Source organism: Halodurantibacterium daqingense (assembly GCF_042666235.1).
GTDB lineage: Bacteria > Pseudomonadota > Alphaproteobacteria > Rhodobacterales > Rhodobacteraceae > Halodurantibacterium > Halodurantibacterium daqingensis.
On sequence record NZ_JBHTFQ010000001.1, the window covers coordinates 347,255 to 364,424 of the forward strand.

Annotated in this window: 15 protein-coding genes; 9 read left to right on the forward strand and 6 right to left on the reverse strand. The window is 65.5% G+C overall.

What is annotated here, in order from left to right:
• Positions 1-69: 69 nt before the first annotated feature.
• From holA to ACFQXB_RS01730, 4 genes are all read right to left on the reverse strand, one after another.
• Positions 70-1,092 carry a DNA polymerase III subunit delta gene (gene holA / locus ACFQXB_RS01715; RefSeq protein WP_377398133.1) on the reverse strand — a complete coding sequence of 341 codons (1,023 nt, stop codon included), beginning with the start codon at positions 1,090-1,092 and terminating at the stop codon, positions 70-72.
• The gene (lptE, locus tag ACFQXB_RS01720) at positions 1,089-1,583 is read right to left on the reverse strand and encodes an LPS assembly lipoprotein LptE (protein WP_377398136.1); all 495 of its coding nucleotides are present in this window, start codon (positions 1,581-1,583) and stop codon (positions 1,089-1,091) included. Before lptE ends, holA begins: the two co-directional genes overlap by 4 nt.
• A complete protein-coding gene (leuS, locus tag ACFQXB_RS01725; RefSeq protein ID WP_377398139.1) occupies positions 1,570-4,116 on the reverse strand; it encodes a leucine--tRNA ligase in 2,547 nt (848 codons plus the stop codon). The genes lptE and leuS overlap by 14 nt, the downstream gene beginning before the upstream one ends.
• A 72-nt stretch (positions 4,117-4,188) precedes the next feature.
• Positions 4,189-4,686 carry a DUF3576 domain-containing protein gene (locus tag ACFQXB_RS01730; protein ID WP_377398142.1) on the reverse strand — a complete coding sequence of 166 codons (498 nt, stop codon included), beginning with the start codon at positions 4,684-4,686 and terminating at the stop codon, positions 4,189-4,191.
• 329 nt (positions 4,687-5,015) lie between these two features.
• Here ACFQXB_RS01730 and ACFQXB_RS01735 point away from each other — a divergent pair, with 329 nt between their 5' ends.
• On the forward strand, positions 5,016-6,020 hold the full coding sequence (locus tag ACFQXB_RS01735) for a porin (RefSeq protein WP_377398145.1): 1,005 nt from the start codon (positions 5,016-5,018) through the stop codon (positions 6,018-6,020).
• 102 nt (positions 6,021-6,122) lie between these two features.
• Positions 6,123-6,770, forward strand: a complete 648-nt coding sequence (locus ACFQXB_RS01740; RefSeq protein ID WP_377398148.1) for a YggS family pyridoxal phosphate-dependent enzyme — start codon at positions 6,123-6,125, stop codon at positions 6,768-6,770.
• A gap of 6 nt (positions 6,771-6,776) precedes the next feature.
• On the opposite strand, the gene ACFQXB_RS01745 is transcribed toward ACFQXB_RS01740, so the two are convergent.
• Together ACFQXB_RS01745 and ribA are read right to left on the reverse strand one after the other, a co-directional pair.
• A complete protein-coding gene (locus ACFQXB_RS01745) occupies positions 6,777-7,274 on the reverse strand; it encodes a L,D-transpeptidase family protein (protein ID WP_377398151.1) in 498 nt (165 codons plus the stop codon).
• Complete coding sequence (gene ribA / locus ACFQXB_RS01750) at positions 7,271-8,362, reverse strand: GTP cyclohydrolase II (RefSeq protein WP_377398154.1); 1,092 nt, start codon at positions 8,360-8,362, stop codon at positions 7,271-7,273. Before ribA ends, ACFQXB_RS01745 begins: the two co-directional genes overlap by 4 nt.
• Before the next feature lie 150 nt (positions 8,363-8,512).
• Between ribA and ACFQXB_RS01755 the strand changes: the two genes are divergently transcribed.
• The 7 genes from ACFQXB_RS01755 to ACFQXB_RS01785 all read left to right on the forward strand — a co-directional run bounded on the left by ACFQXB_RS01755 (position 8,513) and on the right by ACFQXB_RS01785 (position 17,148).
• A complete protein-coding gene (locus ACFQXB_RS01755) occupies positions 8,513-9,199 on the forward strand; it encodes a response regulator transcription factor (RefSeq protein WP_377398157.1) in 687 nt (228 codons plus the stop codon).
• A gap of 362 nt (positions 9,200-9,561) precedes the next feature.
• Positions 9,562-10,350 carry an exodeoxyribonuclease III gene (locus tag ACFQXB_RS01760; RefSeq protein ID WP_377398160.1) on the forward strand — a complete coding sequence of 263 codons (789 nt, stop codon included), beginning with the start codon at positions 9,562-9,564 and terminating at the stop codon, positions 10,348-10,350.
• A gap of 216 nt (positions 10,351-10,566) precedes the next feature.
• Positions 10,567-12,516: a polysaccharide biosynthesis protein gene (locus ACFQXB_RS01765; RefSeq protein WP_377399150.1), complete on the forward strand. Its 1,950-nt coding sequence runs from the start codon at positions 10,567-10,569 to the stop codon at positions 12,514-12,516.
• Positions 12,517-12,591: 75 nt separating this feature from the next.
• Entirely contained in the window at positions 12,592-14,847 is a 2,256-nt protein-coding gene (locus tag ACFQXB_RS01770; RefSeq protein ID WP_377398164.1) for a YjbH domain-containing protein, read from the forward strand.
• Positions 14,826-15,503, forward strand: a complete 678-nt coding sequence (locus ACFQXB_RS01775) for a YjbF family lipoprotein (protein WP_377398167.1) — start codon at positions 14,826-14,828, stop codon at positions 15,501-15,503. The genes ACFQXB_RS01770 and ACFQXB_RS01775 overlap by 22 nt, the downstream gene beginning before the upstream one ends.
• Before the next feature lie 75 nt (positions 15,504-15,578).
• Positions 15,579-15,803, forward strand: coding sequence for a hypothetical protein (locus ACFQXB_RS01780; RefSeq protein WP_377398170.1), 225 nt, complete (start codon positions 15,579-15,581; stop codon positions 15,801-15,803).
• Positions 15,804-16,239: 436 nt separating this feature from the next.
• Positions 16,240-17,148, forward strand: a complete 909-nt coding sequence (locus ACFQXB_RS01785) for a tetratricopeptide repeat protein (RefSeq protein ID WP_377398173.1) — start codon at positions 16,240-16,242, stop codon at positions 17,146-17,148.
• Positions 17,149-17,170: the final 22 nt, after the last annotated feature.

Genomic DNA, 17,170 nt, shown 5'->3' on the forward strand with positions numbered 1-17,170 from the left:
CCCGGGAACGCCCTGGGCGGCCCACGGGCTGAAGGCAGTGGCCAGGGGCGCAGTTGCGACGTGCCGCGCCTAGCGCGCCGCCAGCATCGCAAGGCGGATCAGTGTCCGTTCCATCACCGCCATCGCGGGTGCGCGCTGGGCCGACCGCAGGGTCAGGTCGGTGTCGTGCAGCAGGGCCAGCGCCTGTTCAAGCCGGTGCATCCCCCAGTGCTGGGCCTGGCGCAGCATCCGGTCGCGGCGCGGCCCGAACACCGGCGGGCGCACGCGCGCGATGCCCTGCGCCGCCCCGCCGGGATCGGCCGCCGCGCCGTGCAGCGTACGGAAATGCCGGGTGGCGTTGATGCAAAGCCCGACCGGGGTCACGCCCTGTCCCTCCAGCCGCCGCATCATCGGACCAACCTCCGCGAGCCGCGCCTCGGCGACGATATGGAGGATGTCATCCACACCCGCCTCGATCGTCGCGGGGGCGCAGGCGGCTACGTCCTCGGGCGACACCGGCGCCTCATCCCCCCATTTGTACAGCGCGAGCTTTTCGACCGTCTGGCGGAAATCGCCCGGATCAAGGCTGCGTGACAGCGCAAGAAGGTCGGTCATGGCCTGCGGCGCGATCCGGCTCAGACCCGCCCTGGCAAAGGTCGCCTCGATCTCTTCGCGGCTGGGGGGATCATCATAGATGCCGATGGCAAAAGCATTGCCATTGGCTTCGAAGGCCTTGCGCAGCGCGGATTTTGCCGCAAGCGCCCCTGCCGTCACCACGATCTGCGCATCACCCGGCCGCCAATTTGTCAGGGCCGTGGTGATCGTTGCGGCCAGGCCGTCTGCGGCGTCTTCCACGAAGGCGACGCGCGGACCGGGAAAGAACCCCTGCGCCTTGATCGCATCCAGAAGCAGCGCCGCATCCTTGCGCAGATCGGTTGCCGGGATCCGCGTGAGCCGCATTTCCGCTTCGCCCTCGGGGCCGATCAGCGCCGCAATGACCTCTTGCCGCCGCAGGGCCACGCGCATCGCGTCGGCGCCATAGATCAGAAGGCCCGCCCGCGCGGGATCGGGGCGTGCGAAATACCGGACGGCCTCGGCGCCCGCCAGCTTCATGGCGCTGCCGCAAGCAACCGCGTCACGATCTGATCGGCGAGGATCTGCATGAGCCGCTGCCGCGCATCTTCCTCGGCGCCCAGGGTGGACAGGGTGCTGCCGGTCGCCGACCAGGAGGTAAAACTCTCCACCCGCCCCGAAGCGACAATGGCATCGCCGCCGATCTCGCGCAGCGCATAGGTGATGCTGCCGTCAAGGTTATAGCGCGTCGTGGCGCCTTCGGGCGTCACCCCAAGCCCCTGTTCACGCAGATTGATCGAATAGCTCAGGCGGTAGGCAGGCGTCTCGGCACGGCCCAGACGCTGCTCCAGCCTGTCCACCAGATCGAACGCCGCCCGATCGGTCGGCGCATCGACCAGAACCCGCCCGGAAAGTGCCGCGCCGGGACTGCCGGGCGCAAGCATCGGCTGAAAGCCACAGCCGGAGAGCGAAGCGGCCAGAAGCCCCGGCACCAGCACGCGCAGCAGGTGGCGGCGGTCAGACCACGACATTGATGATACGCCCCGGCACGACGATCAGCTTCTTGGGGGCCGCCCCGGCAAGAACCTTGGCCACGGTTTCATCGGCCAGCGCGAGACGTTCAATCTCGGCCTGCGGCATGTCCTTCGGCACTTCGATCTCGCTGCGGCGCTTGCCGTTGATCTGGATCGGCAGCACCATCGTGTCATCGACCAGCAGCGCCGGATCGGCCTTGGGCCAGGGTGCTTGCGCCACAAGCCCCTCGCCGCCCAGCATGGCCCAGATGTCTTCGGCCAGATGCGGAACCATCGGGGCCGAAAGCTGGGCAAGGATGCGCATGGCGTCGCGGCGCGCGGCAGTGCCGGCTGCCGATTTCTGGATCGTGTTGGTCAGCTCGTAAAGCTTGGCAACGGCCTTGTTGAAGGCAAAGCCCTCGATCCCCTGCGTTACCTCATGGATGGCCTTGTGGGTGGCCTTTTTCAGCGCCGCGTCCTGATCGTTCGGGGCGGTATCGCTCTCGGCGATTTCCGCGGCGATCCGCCAGACGCGCCCCAAGTGCTTGGCCGCGGCCTCGGCCCCGGCGGATGTCCATTCCACATCGCGTTCGGGCGGGCTGTCGGACAGCACGAACCACCGCGCGGTATCGGCCCCGAAGGCCTCGATGATGCTGACCGGATCGACGACGTTCTTCTTGGACTTGGACATCTTGGCCGAGGGGATGATCTCGACCGCCTCGCCCGTCGCCTTGAGCTTGCCGCCCTCCACATCCTCGGGGAGGTGATAGACCGGCCGGCCCGCCTCGTCCCGAGTCATGTAGATTTCATGCGTCACCATGCCCTGCGTGAACAGCGCGTTGAACGGCTCGATCGCCTTTTGCGGCAGGTGCCCCGTCCTGGCCATCGCCCGCGCGAAGAAGCGGGAATAGAGCAGGTGCAGGATCGCATGTTCCACGCCGCCGATATACTGGTCGACATTCATCCAGTAGTCGGCCTCGGCCGCCTCGGTGGGCGTCGCCGCATGGGGGCTGGTGAAGCGGGCGTAATACCAGCTGCTGTCCACGAAGGTGTCCATCGTGTCGGTTTCCCGCCGCGCGGGCGCGCCGCATTTCGGGCAGGCACAGTCGCGCCAGGTCGGGTGGCGGTCGAGCGGGTTGCCCGGCACATCGAAGGTCACGTCATCGGGCAGGCGGATCGGCAGGTTTTCCTTCCGCTCGGGCACCACGCCGCAGCTGTCGCAATGCACGACAGGGATCGGGCAGCCCCAGTAGCGCTGGCGGGAAATGCCCCAGTCCCGCAGGCGGTAGTTGGTGACGCCATGGCCGACGCCGTGTTCCTCGCAGAAGGCGATCGCCGTCTCGACGGCCGTCTCGCCAGTCTGAATCTCGTCGCCGGCGAAGCCGCGGATATAGCGGACGGGCTCGGTCTTCAGCGGCACGAAGGCCTCATCCGCAACCGGCGCACCACCTTCCGCAGGTTCGAACACGTCGAGCACCGGCAGGCCGTATTTCCGCGCGAAATCCAGATCGCGCTGGTCATGGGCGGGGCAGCCGAAGATTGCGCCGGTGCCATAATCCATCAGGATGAAGTTCGCGATATAGACCGGCAGTTCCCAGGCATTGTCGAACGGATGCCGGACACGGATGCCGGTATCCATGCCCCGTTTTTCGGCCTTTTCCAGCGCTTCCTCGCTCGTGCCGATCTTGCGGCATTCGGCGACGAAGGAGGCCACGTCCTGATCATGGCGTTCCAGATGTTTTGCCAGCGGATGGTCGGGGGAAATCGCGGCAAAGCTTGCGCCCATCAGCGTGTCGGGACGGGTGGTATAGACATCCAGCCGCTCGAATCCCTCCGGCGCATCGACCGTCGAGAAGGCGAACTGCAAGCCGCGCGACTGGCCGATCCAGTTCTTCTGCATCAGGCGGACCTTTTCCGGCCAGTCCTTCAGCCCGTCCAGCGCCGCCAGCAATTCCGCCGAATAGTCCGAGATCCGGAAGAACCACTGGGTCAGCTCCCGCCGTTCCACCTCGGCGCCCGAACGCCAGCCCTTGCCGTCGATCACCTGTTCATTGGCCAGCACGGTCATGTCGACGGGATCCCAGTTCACCACGGCGTTCTTGCGGTAAACCAGCCCGGCCTCCAGCATGTCGATGAACATGGCCTGTTGCTGGCCGTAATATTCCGGATCACAGGTCGCGAATTCGCGGCTCCAGTCGATCGACAGGCCCAGCGGCTTCATCTGCGCGCGCATGTCGGCGATGTTGCCATAGGTCCAGTCCTTCGGGTGGCCGCCGCGCTCCATCGCCGCGTTTTCCGCCGGCATCCCGAAGGCGTCCCACCCCATCGGGTGGAGCACCGCAAAGCCCGCGGCCGCCTTCTGGCGCGCCACCACATCGCCCATGGTATAGTTGCGCACATGCCCCATGTGGATGCGCCCCGACGGATAGGGGAACATCTCGAGTACGTAATACTTGGGTCGGGCCGGATCGCGCCGTGCGCGGAACACCTGCGCCTCCTCCCACGCGGCCTGCCATTTCGGTTCAAGGGTGCGGGGGTCGTAACGCTGCATGTGCTGGTCCTTGATCGTCAGACGCCGGGCACACGGCCCGGCGGTCTGTGTAGCTTTCCCGTGGCGCAGGGTCTAGAGCCTGCCATCCTGAATCCGAAGCTGCCGCGCCCGCGTCAGGATCGCGTCCTCCACCGCGCGCACCGTTTCGGTCGCGACCGGGCCGCCGCCCTGCGACACCAGCGCCAGCTTGAGCGAGCGCGCGTCAAGCGCCGGGTCCTGCACATAGATCGTCGCGCGATAGGCGCGGCCGCCGCCCGGCGGGGTGCCGAAACCGGTGACGATCACGCCTGAAAACGGATCGACCGATTCAATCGGCAGGAAGTTCAGCACGTCAAGCGAGGCATTCCAGATATACCGGTTCACCCGGAGCGAGGTGTTGGCGTCGGCCTGGTTGGTGAACAGGTCCAGAATCCCCTCGCGGCGCGGGGCATTCGGATCGGTGACAAGTTCGTCCCCGTCCGTCAGCGGAATGGGCGTCGCGTTCTGATTGGCGCCGCTGCCCGAACAGGCCCCGAGCGCGAGGACAGAGCCTGCCAGAAGCAAGGCGCGCATCTTGGTGTCGAAGGTCATCACCTCGGTCCCCCGTTTGCTTTTGGTCTGTCTAGCCGAGCCGCCCTGACCGAACAAGCGCCTTTTCCCCGGCCTGCGCCCAACCTGCCGAGGCGCCGCCTTCGCCGCGTTGCGGCACCATTTCGCGCCGCGCCCGGCGCCTGGCCGATCCGGTTCCCTTGCCGGGCGCCGCTGCTGGCAAACTGTGGCAAAGCTGCATCATCCGCCATGACTTTCCCGGGCCGGCAGGAGTTCGCCTTGCTTTGATCCCGGGTTGGCAGGAAATAGACGCATACCCAATTCGGATTCCCCTGAGTTGGGCCGCACCTTAAAGACAACGAGGGAAAACGATGAAAAAGATTCTTTTCGCGACGACCGCGCTCGTGATGACGGCCGGCGCTGCTGCTGCTGCCGATGTCGCTGTGCGGGGTGATGCCCGGATGGGCGTTCTCTATGATGGAAATGAGTGGGGTTTCACCAGCCGCGCCCGCGTTCAGTTCAACCTGTCGGGTGAAACCGATGGCGGCCTGACCTTCGGCGGTTCGTTCCGCGTGAACGACGAAGGCGGCGCAAACACCGGAGACGGGCGTCGTCTTGCTTCGGAAGGCTCGCGTGGGACCGTGTTTATTGCAGGTCCGTTTGGTCGTCTGGCCATGGGCGCTCCCGCCGGCGCAGCAGAAGCTGCGGTTGGTGACCTGCACGAAGTCGGTCTGACTGGTCTGGGTTTCTACAACGAAGTCAATTATCTGACTGGTGACGGCGACGGAATCCGCGGTCCGTGGAACCCGACGGTGCTCTATTCCTACACGTTCGGCGACGTGACGTTCTACGCTTCGGCGAGCGACGGTCGTGACCGCGGTGGTCGCGTCGAGAACCCTGCCCTCAGCACAGGCTCGGAAGATTACGGCGTTGGTTTGGCTTGGGCTGCCGGCGACTTCAAGATTGCTGCTGGCTTTGAATCGTCGCAAGTGACCAATCTTGTTGGCGATCCTGCGGTACTGACAACCTATGGCCGTCAGGAGCAGTGGGTTCTGGGCGGTGACGCGACCTTCGGTGACTTCACGCTGCGCGCGATCTATGCCAACGGTGATCGCAGTGTCGCTGCCGGCACCTTCGACTACGAAGAATATGGCATCTCGGGTTCTGCAACCTTTGATCTGATTACGGTGACGGCTTTTGCTCGTGAAACCCGTCAGGATACCGCGACCGGTCGTAATACGAACACCTACTACGGTCTTGGTGGCCGCTACGACCTTGGCGGCGGTGCCGCGCTCGTCGGCGGTATTGGCTACCGTGATCTCGCCGATGGCACTGACGACACCTATGGTGATTTCGGTGTGACTTTCCGCTTCTGATCCCACCGGATCCTCGCGGAGAGAGCGGGCCTTATGGCCCGCTCTTTTCTTTTTGTGCTGCCTGTGGCTTCTTGCGCCGGAACAGCAACGGAAAGGCATGGCATGTCCCTTGACCAGATCACCAGACGGCTGCGCGCGGCCGAAAAGGCCGCCGGGCGGGATGAAGGCGCCGTGCGGCTGATCGCCGTGTCCAAGCTGCAGCCCGACGCGCGGGTCGAGGCGGTGCTGCATCAGGGCCACCGTCTGTTCGGCGAAAACCGCGTGCAAGAGGCGGCGGCGAAATGGCCCGGCTTCCGCGCGGCCTTTCCGGGCACCGAGGTGCATCTGATCGGCCCTCTTCAGACCAACAAGGCCCGGCAGGCGATGGAGCTGTTCGACGCCATCCACACGCTGGACCGCCCGCGCCTTGCACAGACGCTTGCGCGGCTGGCGCAGGATCTGGGGCGCTGCCCGGACCTGTTCATCCAGGTCAATACCGGGCGCGAGCCGCAAAAGGCCGGCGTCCTGCCAGAGGATCTGGATGCGCTGGTCGCCGATTGTCGCGCGCTTGACCTTCCGGTTGTGGGGCTGATGTGCATCCCCCCCGTGGACCAGGACCCTGCCAGCCATTTCTCGGCGCTGGCAGACATGGCCGCACGCAGCGGTGTGACAGGCCTCTCCATGGGTATGAGCGATGATTTCGAGGCGGCCGTCGCGCTGGGGGCCACACATGTTCGCGTCGGCTCGGCCATCTTCGGGGCGCGGGCCTAGCCGGGGTTAGGAAATCACCAGCCGCGTGCCGAGTGTCACCCGCGCCGCAACCCACAGAAGGTGATCCCGGCGGAAGGCCACACAGCCCGCGGTCGGATACCGGGGCCGCCGCCACTGGTGCACGAAAATTGCCGAACCGGCGCCTGGCTGTGCCTCGGGCCAGTTCCAGTCGGTCACAAGCACAAGGTCATACATCGGATCGCCGCGCCGCAGCCGTTCATGCGAATGGCCGTGCGGCGCGCGGACCAGATGGTTGTAGCAGGGATCGCCGGGATCATCCGACCAGAGATCCGCCGGCCCGATCGGGCGTGCCCAGAGCGGCAGCGCCGACGCCGGAAGCCGGTCCGGCCGGAACATCATGCCCATGATCCGGTGTGTTCCGCGCGGGCTTGCCCCGTCGCCTTCGCGCTTGTCCCCGGTGATGCCGCCACGGCCGATGGCGCAGGGCAGGTGGCGCCCGTGGAACCGGCAGCCCCAGCGCGTGACGCGAAGCTCCCCGTTCACAGCAGATGCCCGGATTTGGCGGCCTTGGTCGCAAGATAATGCGCGTTGTGCCGGGTTTCGCCGACCTTCAGTGGCACACGTTCGACTACCTCCAGCCCGTTGGCTGCCAGCATGCGCATCTTGGCCGGATTGTTCGTCAGGAGCCGGATCTGCGTGAAGCCCATCCTGCGCAGGATCGCCGCGCCGATGCGGAAATCGCGTTCATCATCCTCGAACCCCAGGCGGTGATTGGCTTCGACCGTGTCGAAGCCCTGATCCTGAAGCGAATAGGCGCGCATCTTGTTGGCAAGGCCGATCCCGCGTCCCTCCTGGTTGAGATAGAGCAGAACCCCGGCCCCTTCGGCGCCCATCTGCGCCAGTGCCGCGCGAAGCTGCGGGCCACAGTCGCATTTCAGGCTGCCCAGTACATCGCCGGTGAAACAGGCCGAATGCAGGCGCGCCAGAACCGGCCTGTCCCGCGGGGGCTGACCGATTTCGATCGCGTAATGCTCGACACCGCCATCATCGGGGCGGAAAACATGCACCCGGCCAGCTTCGGTGGCTTCCATCGGCAAGCGGGCACTGACCACCGGCAAGAGCGCCGCGCCCTGGTCATGTGCATCCAGCACATCCGTGACCCGCACCAGTGTCAGCCCGTTGGCGGTGGCCAGCGCGGCGCCATCGGCCACGGGAAGCACCAGCGCCGCGGGAAGAAGCTGCGCCGATTTCGCCAGCAGCAGTGCGGCGCGGTGCAGACCGGCGTCGCCCTCGCGCTGCGTGCGCAGCGGGCCCTTGAGCGGCGCGGCAAGGTCATCCGCCGGATCGGCCAGGTTGCGCAGCCATGCCAGCGGCGCATCCTGCGGGACCAGCACGCGTGCGAGATCACCATCATAGGCCCGCGCCTTGAGCGTGGCAGCGCGATGGGCGGTGATGGCAAGGACCAGCTCGCCGCCCATCACCCGCAGTTGTGCAAGCCGCGCAGCGTCCAGCGCCTCGACCGCGACGGCAATGGCTGCCGCGCCATCCTGAACAAGCACGACCGGCACACCCATACGCAGATCGGCCCGCGCGCGGTTGATCCATTCCACTGTGCTTGGCCCAAGCGTCATGACACCCTTCCTTTGCGCCGATCTTTACCTGTGGCTGCAAAGAATTGAAACATAAGCTGCCCTGTCCACACGTCCGCGTGAGTTTTTGTTGCAATTCTTGCCGCCCGGGCGCCTCCGCCGCATGTCTGGCGCAAAGATGGAGGGCAGACCATGGCAAATCTCAAGAAAATCCTGCTGGTTGACGACGAGGAAGACCTGCGCGAGGCGCTGAGCGAACAGCTCGTCATGACCGAGGATTTCGATGTCTTCGAGGCGGGAAACGGCGCCGAGGCGATGGAAAAGGTCAAGGCCGGGCACTTCGACCTGGCGATTCTGGACGTGGGCCTGCCCGATACCGACGGGCGCGAACTGTGCCGGCGGATGCGCAAGCAGGGCGTCAAGTGCCCCATCCTCATGCTGACCGGGCATGACAGCGACAGCGATACGATCCTGGGCCTTGATGCCGGGGCGAATGACTATGTGACCAAGCCGTTCAAGTTTCCGGTGCTTCTGGCGCGGATTCGCGCGCAGTTGCGCCAGCACGAACAATCCGAGGACGCGGTGTTCCAACTCGGCCCCTATACGTTCAAGCCGTCGATGAAGGTTCTCATCGACGAGAAAGAGCGCAAGATCCGGCTGACCGAGAAGGAAACCAACATCCTCAAGTTCCTCTATCGCGCCTCGGATGGGGTAGTGCCGCGGGACGTGCTGCTGCATGAGGTCTGGGGCTATAACGCCGGCGTCACGACCCATACGCTTGAAACGCATATCTACCGCCTGCGCCAGAAGATCGAGCCCGACCCCTCGAACGCGCGCCTTCTGGTCACGGAATCGGGGGGATACCGGCTGGTTTCCTGACCGGAGCCGGTGCCGTGTGGCGCTGCAGTCATCGCCGGCGCTGCCCGGCGCCGCCCGATTGGGTGCTGCCCAGACGCGGCAGCCGCGGTTTTTCCTGGTGTTCCGTGGAAGGCCGCGACCGGCGTCGATCAGCAACGTGGGCCACTGTTCCGACGACCGGCCCCTCACGGGCGTCATGCGCCGTCCGTGACGCAGGTTCGTCACACGGTTGGCTCCCTCCCGCCTTCGACTTGTGATTGCATGGCCTCGGCTTGCACCCTAGACAGGGCCAAAAGATCCGCCTCGAGATCAGATCCCCTCAGGGAAGCTGAAGGAACGGGGCCGGTCAGCGCCGCAGAAAAGGGCCGGAAAGGGGACATCCGATGTCGTTCACGCTTGCCACCTGGAACATCAATTCGGTCCGGCTTCGCGAGGGGCTTGTTGCACGGTTCCTGCAGGAAGAGGCGCCGGATGTGCTCTGCCTGCAGGAATGCAAGAGCCCGGTGGACAAGATGCCGCTCGAGGCCTTCCGAAGCCTTGGGTATGCCCATGTTGTCGCGCGCGGGCAGAAGGGCTATAACGGCGTGGCGATCCTGTCACGCCTGCCGATCGAGGATGCAGGCGATCGCGATTTTGCCGGGCTGAACCATGCCCGCCATGTTGCGGCCCGGCTTGAGAACGGTGTCGTGATCCATAACTTCTATGTGCCGGCAGGGGGAGATGTTCCGGACCGGACGGTGAACGTGAAGTTCGGGCAGAAGCTGGATTACCTGACCGGCATGCGCGACTGGTTCCGCGCCGCGCGCCCGCACAAGTCCATCCTTGTCGGGGATCTGAACATCGCCCCGCGCGAGGATGATGTCTGGAACCACAAGCAGCTACTGCGCATCGTGAGCCATACCCCGATCGAGGTCGATCACCTTGCGCAGGTGCAGGAGGCGGGCGGCTGGGTGGATGTGACCCGCCAGAACATTCCGAAGGGGCAGCTTTACAGCTGGTGGTCCTATCGCTCGCCAGACTGGAGCGCGGCTGACAAGGGGCGGCGGCTTGATCATGTCTGGGCGACCTCCGACATTGCTGCGGCAGGGCATGACAGCCGGATCCTGCGCGATGCCCGGGGCTGGGATCAGCCTTCGGATCATGCGCCGGTCCTGGCGCGTTTCGATCTCTGATCTGCCACAAGAAGGTCTGCCCTCTCCTGGCTCTTGCCGCAGCAGTGGCTTGATGGTCATACTCAACCAGTATCTGTAGCAACTGCGCACGCAGTGGTTGAAAGGGTGGCGTGAACGGGATAACCGAAAGTTGCGGGTCCTGGTTTTCGGGCTCTGGGCTCTCACGCGGCCGGTCCGTGCGGCTGTCATAGATGGAAGATGCCAGTGCAGCAGATGATGTCCAGGCTTGGCGTGATGCTCTTTCATCTTTCGGAGGCGCTGTCGCGGCCGAGAAAACGCCTGGTGCTGCTCTCGCTGGACGTTGCCCTGGTGCCGCTGGCGCTGGGCGCTGCCGCGCTGGTATCCGAGCCTGAGCTCAGCGGAATGCGTGCCCTCTGGGGCATCCTGATCCTCGGGGCAGCGGCGGGCCTTCTGTCTGTCCGGCTTGGCATTCATGCCGTCAAGCTCAACGCCTACGAGACGAGCGCCATCATCCGCACGGCCCTGCTTGCCCTTCTGCTGGGGGTTCTGGCCTTCGCGCTGGCGCGGCAGGCGGGGGTGCAGCGGCCACTGGCGGGGGTTGTGGTCTTCGCGGTCTTTTACTTCGTCCTCTCGGTTGGCCTCCGATTTGCGATGTTGCATCTGCTGCTCTGGGCGTGCCGGGCCGGGCAGAACCGCCGCGCGGTGCTGATCTATGGGGCGGGCAGCACCGGCATGCAGCTGGCCGCGGCGCTGCGCACCCACCACACCATCGTTCCGGTGGGCTTCATCGACGACAATCCGGCGCTGGATGGGCTGACCGTCGCCGGGCTGCGGGTCTGGCCGAGCGAGAGCCTGCCGGACATCGTGCGCAAACATGCGGTGCGACGCGTTCTTCTGGCCATGCCGTCTGCTCCGCCCGCCCGGCATATGCAGATCCTCAACCGGCTGCGGGGAATGTCGCTGGAGGTTCTGGCCCTGCCGTCCTTCGCGCAGCTTGTCGGTGAGGAAGAGCTGATGGAGCGGCTCAAGCCGGTTGCACCGGGTGATTTCCTTGGCCGTCGGCAGCTTGAGCAGGAACTGCGGCGCGGCGACGAAGCCTATCGCGGCCGCACTATCCTGGTGACCGGGGCCGGTGGCAGCATCGGGTCGGAACTGTGCCGGCAGCTTCTGCACTGCGCTCCGGCCCGGATCATCCTGTTCGAAGTCAGCGAAATCGCACTCTACACCATCGAGCAGGAGCTGCGCGACAAGATCGGGCGCCGCGGGATCGAGATCGTGCCTGTCCTCGGCACGGTCATGGACAGCCGCCTTGTGCGGATGGTCATGGCCGGGCACAAGGTGCAGGTGGTCTTTCATGCGGCGGCCTACAAGCATGTGCCCCTGGTCGAGGCCAATCCCGTTGCGGGGCTGGCCAACAACGTGCTCGGCACCAGGGTCCTGGCCGAAGCGGCGCATGAGGCGGGGGTTGACAGCTTCATTTTCGTTTCCACCGACAAGGCCGTGCGCCCGACGAATGTCATGGGCGCCTCGAAGCGGCTGGCCGAACTGGTGGTGCAGGATCTCGCCAGGCGGTCGCGCCATACGGTCTTTTCGATGGTGCGCTTCGGCAATGTCCTCGGTTCGTCCGGTTCCGTCATTCCGTTGTTCCAGTCGCAGATCGCGCGTGGCGGGCCCGTCACGCTCACCCACGAGGAAGTGACGCGGTATTTCATGACCATCGGCGAAGCCGCGCGACTCGTGATCCTTTCGGGTGCGTTCTCGGCACAGGACCAGGGCGGCAGCCGCGGCGGTGACGTGTTTGTGCTGGATATGGGGGAGCCGATCCGCATCCGCGATCTTGCCCGTCAGATGATCGAGGCAGCGGGCTATCGTGTCCGCGGGCCGGATCAGCCGGATGGCGATATCGAGATCGTCACCATCGGCTTGCGTCCGGGCGAAAAGCTGCACGAGGAGTTGTTGATCGGCGAAGGTCTTTTGACCACGCCGCATCCCAAGATCCTGCGCGCACAGGAAGAAGGCCTGTCCGAACTGGAGATTGCCGCCGCCCTGCGCAGCCTGCGCGACGCGGTGGCGCTGGGGGATGCCGATGCGGCCTGCGGCGTGATCCGCCGCTGGGTGCGGGGCTATGAGCCCGCGGTTCCCGGTGCTGGCAGCGAAGTTCCGTCCGCCGCAAGCGGTGCCGAGCCCGGGCAACGCGCGCAGTAATGGGGCCGCTGGCCCTGCCAAGGCTTGTTCAACGAGACAACGCGGCCTAGAAAGACAGGAAAGGCGGGGGGCAAGATGGCAGGCGGTAAGACAACCGGGCAGGTGACATGGCCGCTGGGGCCGGGAGCGGCGGCAGCACGGTCCGGGCCCTGTGAAATTCACGACGGCAAGCCACTGGGCAGCCGTCGGCGCGTGGGGCTGCGTGCCTCCTGCCTGACAGGCGCTGCGGCGCTGGTTCTGACAGCGTTCCCGGCTGCCGCGCAGCAGGGGCCGACACTCAACTTTCAGGGCGTGCCCGGGCTGATCGACATGCCCGGCGGCGCCGCCCTCCCCGATGCCGAAGTGACAGCCGTGACCTCGTATTTCGGCGGGATCACCCGAACCACGGGCAGCTTCCAGTTCAGCCCGCGGATCACCGCCAGCTTCCGATACCTGTCGATCCGCAACTGGGACCGCAACCTGCCGCCCTCGGAACAGGATGGCTACGAAACCTATTACGACCGCAGCTTTGACCTGCGCTTCCTGCTGCTTGAGGAAAGTGCCAATCTGCCTGCGGTCACGCTCGGATTTCAGGATTTCATCGGCACAGGCATCCTGTCGGGCGAGTATCTTGCCGCGACCAAGGAAATCATGCCGCGGCTCCGTGTCACCGGCGGCCTTGGCTGGGGGCGTCTTGGAGCGCGGGGGGCGCTTGGCTCGCCCTTCGGGAGCCGGCCTGACATCGACTTCGGCGAGGGCGGCAAGCCGACCTTCAGCCAGATGTTCCGCGGACCCATGGCGCCCTTTGGTGGCGTGGAGTGGCAGGCGAGCGAGCGGCTTGGCCTCAAGGTCGAGTATTCCTCGGAAGGCTATGACGAAGAGGCCGGCCGTCGCGGCGTGTTCGAGCGCAAGAGCCGTTTCAATTTCGGCGCCGAGTACCAGATAACGGAAAATGTCCGTCTGGGCGGGTATTATCTTTACGGCTCGGAGTTCGGCGCCTCCTTGCAGGTGGCACTCAATCCTCGCCGCCGCCCCGGGAACATGGGGATCCAGGACGCCGGGCCGATCCCGGTCCGTCTGCGCCCCTCCCCCGAGCGCGACGCCGAAGCCTGGTCGCCCAGCTGGGCGGATCACCCGGATTCCGCCGCGATCCTGCGGGATAATGTCGCCAAATACCTCGAGGCGGACGGGATGCGGCTCGAGGCGCTGACGGTCAGTGCCACGCATGTACAGCTGCGTTATCGCAATCTGCGTTATGATGCGGTGGGCCAATCGATCGGCCGGGCTGCGCGCATCCTGACCCATACGCTGCCCGCGAGCGTCGAGACATTCGAGCTGATTCCGGTGGTCGAGGGGATGCCGGCGGCCTCGGTAAGCCTGCGCCGCAGCGATGTCGAGGCCCTTGAACACGCCCCTGATGCGGCCGCGGCCATGCAGGCGCGGCGCGGTCTGGCCGATGCCGGGGCGCTTCCGCCCGGGGCGCTGACCTCGACCGATCTCTATCCGCGCTTCACCTGGTCGATCGGCCCCTATGCCCGGCTCGGGCTTTTCGATCCCGACGAGCCGGTGCGCGGTGCGCTGGGTGCACGTCTGCGCGCGCGCTATGACATCGCGCCCGGGTTCGTCCTGTCCGGATCGGTGACCAAGAACCTGGTCAGCAACCTCGACAAGCAGACGCGTTTCTTCGACTCTTCGTCGGACTTGCAGCGGGTGCGGTCGGAAACCCGACTTTACGACAGCAAGGGCGATCCCGCGCTCGAAACCCTGACAATGGCCTGGTATGCGAAACCGGCGGCCGACATCTACAGCCGCATCACCGTCGGTTATCTGGAGCGGATGTTTGGCGGCGTCTCGGGCGAGGTGCTGTGGAAGCCTGCCACAAGCCGGCTGGGGCTGGGGGCGGAACTGAACTATGTTCAGCAACGCAGCTTCAACCAAGGTCTCGGCTTTCGGGATTATTCGGTCGTGACGGGCCATGTGTCGGCCTATTACGACCTTGGCGCGGGCTATCATGCGCAGATCGACGTGGGGCGTTACCTGGCCGAGGACTGGGGCACCACCCTCTCGCTTGACCGGGAATTCGCGAATGGCTGGCGCGTGGGCGCCTTTGCGACATTTACCGACGTGCCCTCGGAAGCCTTTGGCGAGGGATCGTTCGACAAGGGGATCCGCGTGTCGATCCCGGTTACATGGGTGCTGGGCACGCCCACCCGCAACGTCCAGACGGCAACGATCCGGCCCCTGACGCGGGACGGCGGCGCCCGGCTCGAGGTGGATGGGCGGTTGTACGAGACGGTCCGCGGCTATCATCAGGGTGGCATCGACGGGCAATGGGGAAGGTTCTGGCGGTGAAGAAAGCAACTGGCCTTTTCGCTCTGACGGCGGCACTTGTGCTTGCTGCCTGCGGCAATCAGCAAACCAGCGATCCGATCGTCGATACGATCAAGGCCCTCGCCGGAGGCCTGCTGGGCGGCGGGGGGGCTGTGGAACCGGCGGAGCCAGTGACCCGCGCGATGATCGAGTCCTCGGATGTGCCGATGCTGATGGCTTTGGTTCCCAGCCGGGGTGCGCAGGCACTTCTGTATCAGGTTGGACGCAACCGGGGGGTGGCCATCTATTCCACCGCCGATGCCAGTACACTGAGCTTGCGGGACGGCATTCTGGTTGCGTCACGCGGTCTTGGGAATGACCTGATGTCGGCGGCGGTGCCGACGGCCGCGCAGGTTCTTTCCGGATCGGGAAGCCACAATCGCAGCTACTTCACGCTGGACGGAGAAGACCAGACGCAGCGGGCCGATTTCACCTGCGTGCTGAGCCGCCATGCGTCCGAACCTGTGGACATCATCGAGCGCCGTTATGCCGTGCATGAAGTCAAGGAGACCTGCAGCAGCAGCGAACATGCCTTCGTCAACCGTTACTGGATCGATGGAGGTGGAAGTATTGTCCAGTCTATTCAGTGGCTTGGGACTGATGTGGGTTTTTTGCAACTTGCCGATCTTTCGATTTGACACATGCATAACTGGCTTTTCGGGTGCAGGAGACGATGTTAAGGTCATCATCAGTCAACCAAATGGAGAATAACGATGAAACGCATCATCACCACTGCAGCGGCTTCCGCGATGATCCTCGCTGGCGCATCCTCGGCCTTCGCTGGCGGCCTGAGCCCCGTCGTTGTTGAGCCGGCTCCGGTTGCTCCGGCTCCGGTTGCTGCACGCGGCACCCTCGGCACCGGCGCGATCGTCGGCGGTCTGCTGGCTCTTGCCGTCATCGCAGTGGCCGCTTCGTCCTCGTCGAGCGACGACAGCTGATTTTCCGCACCTTGCGGAGATCGAGGCCCCGGCAGATTGCCGGGGCTTTTTTTTTACGCCTGTGCCAGCGGTGGCCACGGCCGGCTGACGTTGCAGAGGCCGGCACCACTGACGGCGCTGCCCGCGGCCTGCCATGCGCCATTTTACCACGGAGCAGGCGTGCACGGGCACCCATATCGCCGCGCCCTGGCAGTCAAAGCAGCCCCGCATCTGGGCATGGCCTCTCTCCGCCATAGCCATGAGCCAATCTGCCGAGCCCGCGCGTGTGACCGGATGCCGAACGCGCGAGCCTGGCTCCGTCCTGGCGTCAAGGGCGCGATCCGCCGGGCCATGGCGCCCGCAACCCGCTTGCACCGATTTTCCGGCTCGGATTCCTCTTGGCCTTTGGCCGCGTCCCGCACATATAGGTCGCAGATTGCAACAGCCGGGGATGATCATGCTGGAATTTGGCAACAAGGCCGCGGCGCCGGCCGGTAAGGAACTGGTCAAGGACGGAACCGAAGCAAGCTTCATGGCCGATGTGGTCGAGGCCAGCCGCGAAGTTCCGGTGATCGTGGATTTCTGGGCGCCTTGGTGTGGCCCCTGCAAGACGCTGGGTCCGGCGCTCGAGGCGGCCGTCACGGCTGCGGGTGGCAAGGTCCGGATGGTCAAGATCGACGTGGATCAGAATCAGATGATCGCGGCGCAGCTGCGGGTGCAGTCGATCCCGACGGTTTATGCCTTCTGGCAAGGGCAACCTGTGGACGGATTTCAGGGGGCCTTGCCGCCCGGGGAGCTTCGCAGCTTCGTGGAGCGCGTCGCGGCGCTTGCCGGCGATGGCGGTCTGGCCGAGGCGATCGAGGCGGCCGAGCAGATGCTTGCGGAAGGTGCCGTTGTGGATGCGGCCGAGACCTTTGCGGCGATCCTGGGGGAAGAGCCCGAGAATGCGGCAGCCTTCGGCGGTCTCGCACGGGCACATCTGGCGCTTGGAAACCTCGATCAGGCCGAAGCCCTTCTGAACAACGCGCCTGCAGCGATCGCTGGCGCGCAAGAGGTCGAGGCGGCGCGGGCGCAGCTTGACCTCGCGCGGCAGGCTGAAAGCGCGGGCCCGGTGGCTGATCTGCGCGCTGCGGTAGATGCCGCGCCCGAGGATCTTGCCCTGCGGTACGATCTGGCGCTGGCGCTGCATGCGGCGGGGCAAGTGGAAGAGGCCGTGGACGAGCTGCTCGAGATCTTCCGGCGGGACCGCGAGTGGAACGAAGGTGCGGCGCGCGCGCAGCTGTTCAAGATCTTCGACGCGCTCAAGCCGCAGGATCCGATCGTGCTGCGCGGCAGGCGCCGTCTCAGCTCGATGATATTTGCCTGACGCTGCTGCCGGTCTAGGTTGC

Coding starts and splice junctions, on each gene's coding strand:
- leuS (WP_377398139.1), bottom strand. CDS start 4,116: ATGCAGCGTTACGACCCCCGCACCCTTGAACCGAAATGGCAGGCCGCG.
- ACFQXB_RS01785 (WP_377398173.1), top strand. CDS start 16,240: ATGCTGGAATTTGGCAACAAGGCCGCGGCGCCGGCCGGTAAGGAACTG.
- ACFQXB_RS01740 (WP_377398148.1), top strand. CDS start 6,123: ATGTCCCTTGACCAGATCACCAGACGGCTGCGCGCGGCCGAAAAGGCC.
- ACFQXB_RS01775 (WP_377398167.1), top strand. CDS start 14,826: ATGGGGAAGGTTCTGGCGGTGAAGAAAGCAACTGGCCTTTTCGCTCTG.
- ACFQXB_RS01755 (WP_377398157.1), top strand. CDS start 8,513: ATGGCAAATCTCAAGAAAATCCTGCTGGTTGACGACGAGGAAGACCTG.
- ACFQXB_RS01780 (WP_377398170.1), top strand. CDS start 15,579: ATGAAACGCATCATCACCACTGCAGCGGCTTCCGCGATGATCCTCGCT.
- ACFQXB_RS01730 (WP_377398142.1), bottom strand. CDS start 4,686: ATGACCTTCGACACCAAGATGCGCGCCTTGCTTCTGGCAGGCTCTGTC.
- ribA (WP_377398154.1), bottom strand. CDS start 8,362: ATGACGCTTGGGCCAAGCACAGTGGAATGGATCAACCGCGCGCGGGCC.
- lptE (WP_377398136.1), bottom strand. CDS start 1,583: ATGTCGTGGTCTGACCGCCGCCACCTGCTGCGCGTGCTGGTGCCGGGG.
- ACFQXB_RS01765 (WP_377399150.1), top strand. CDS start 10,567: ATGTCCAGGCTTGGCGTGATGCTCTTTCATCTTTCGGAGGCGCTGTCG.
- ACFQXB_RS01770 (WP_377398164.1), top strand. CDS start 12,592: ATGGCAGGCGGTAAGACAACCGGGCAGGTGACATGGCCGCTGGGGCCG.
- holA (WP_377398133.1), bottom strand. CDS start 1,092: ATGAAGCTGGCGGGCGCCGAGGCCGTCCGGTATTTCGCACGCCCCGAT.
- ACFQXB_RS01735 (WP_377398145.1), top strand. CDS start 5,016: ATGAAAAAGATTCTTTTCGCGACGACCGCGCTCGTGATGACGGCCGGC.
- ACFQXB_RS01760 (WP_377398160.1), top strand. CDS start 9,562: ATGTCGTTCACGCTTGCCACCTGGAACATCAATTCGGTCCGGCTTCGC.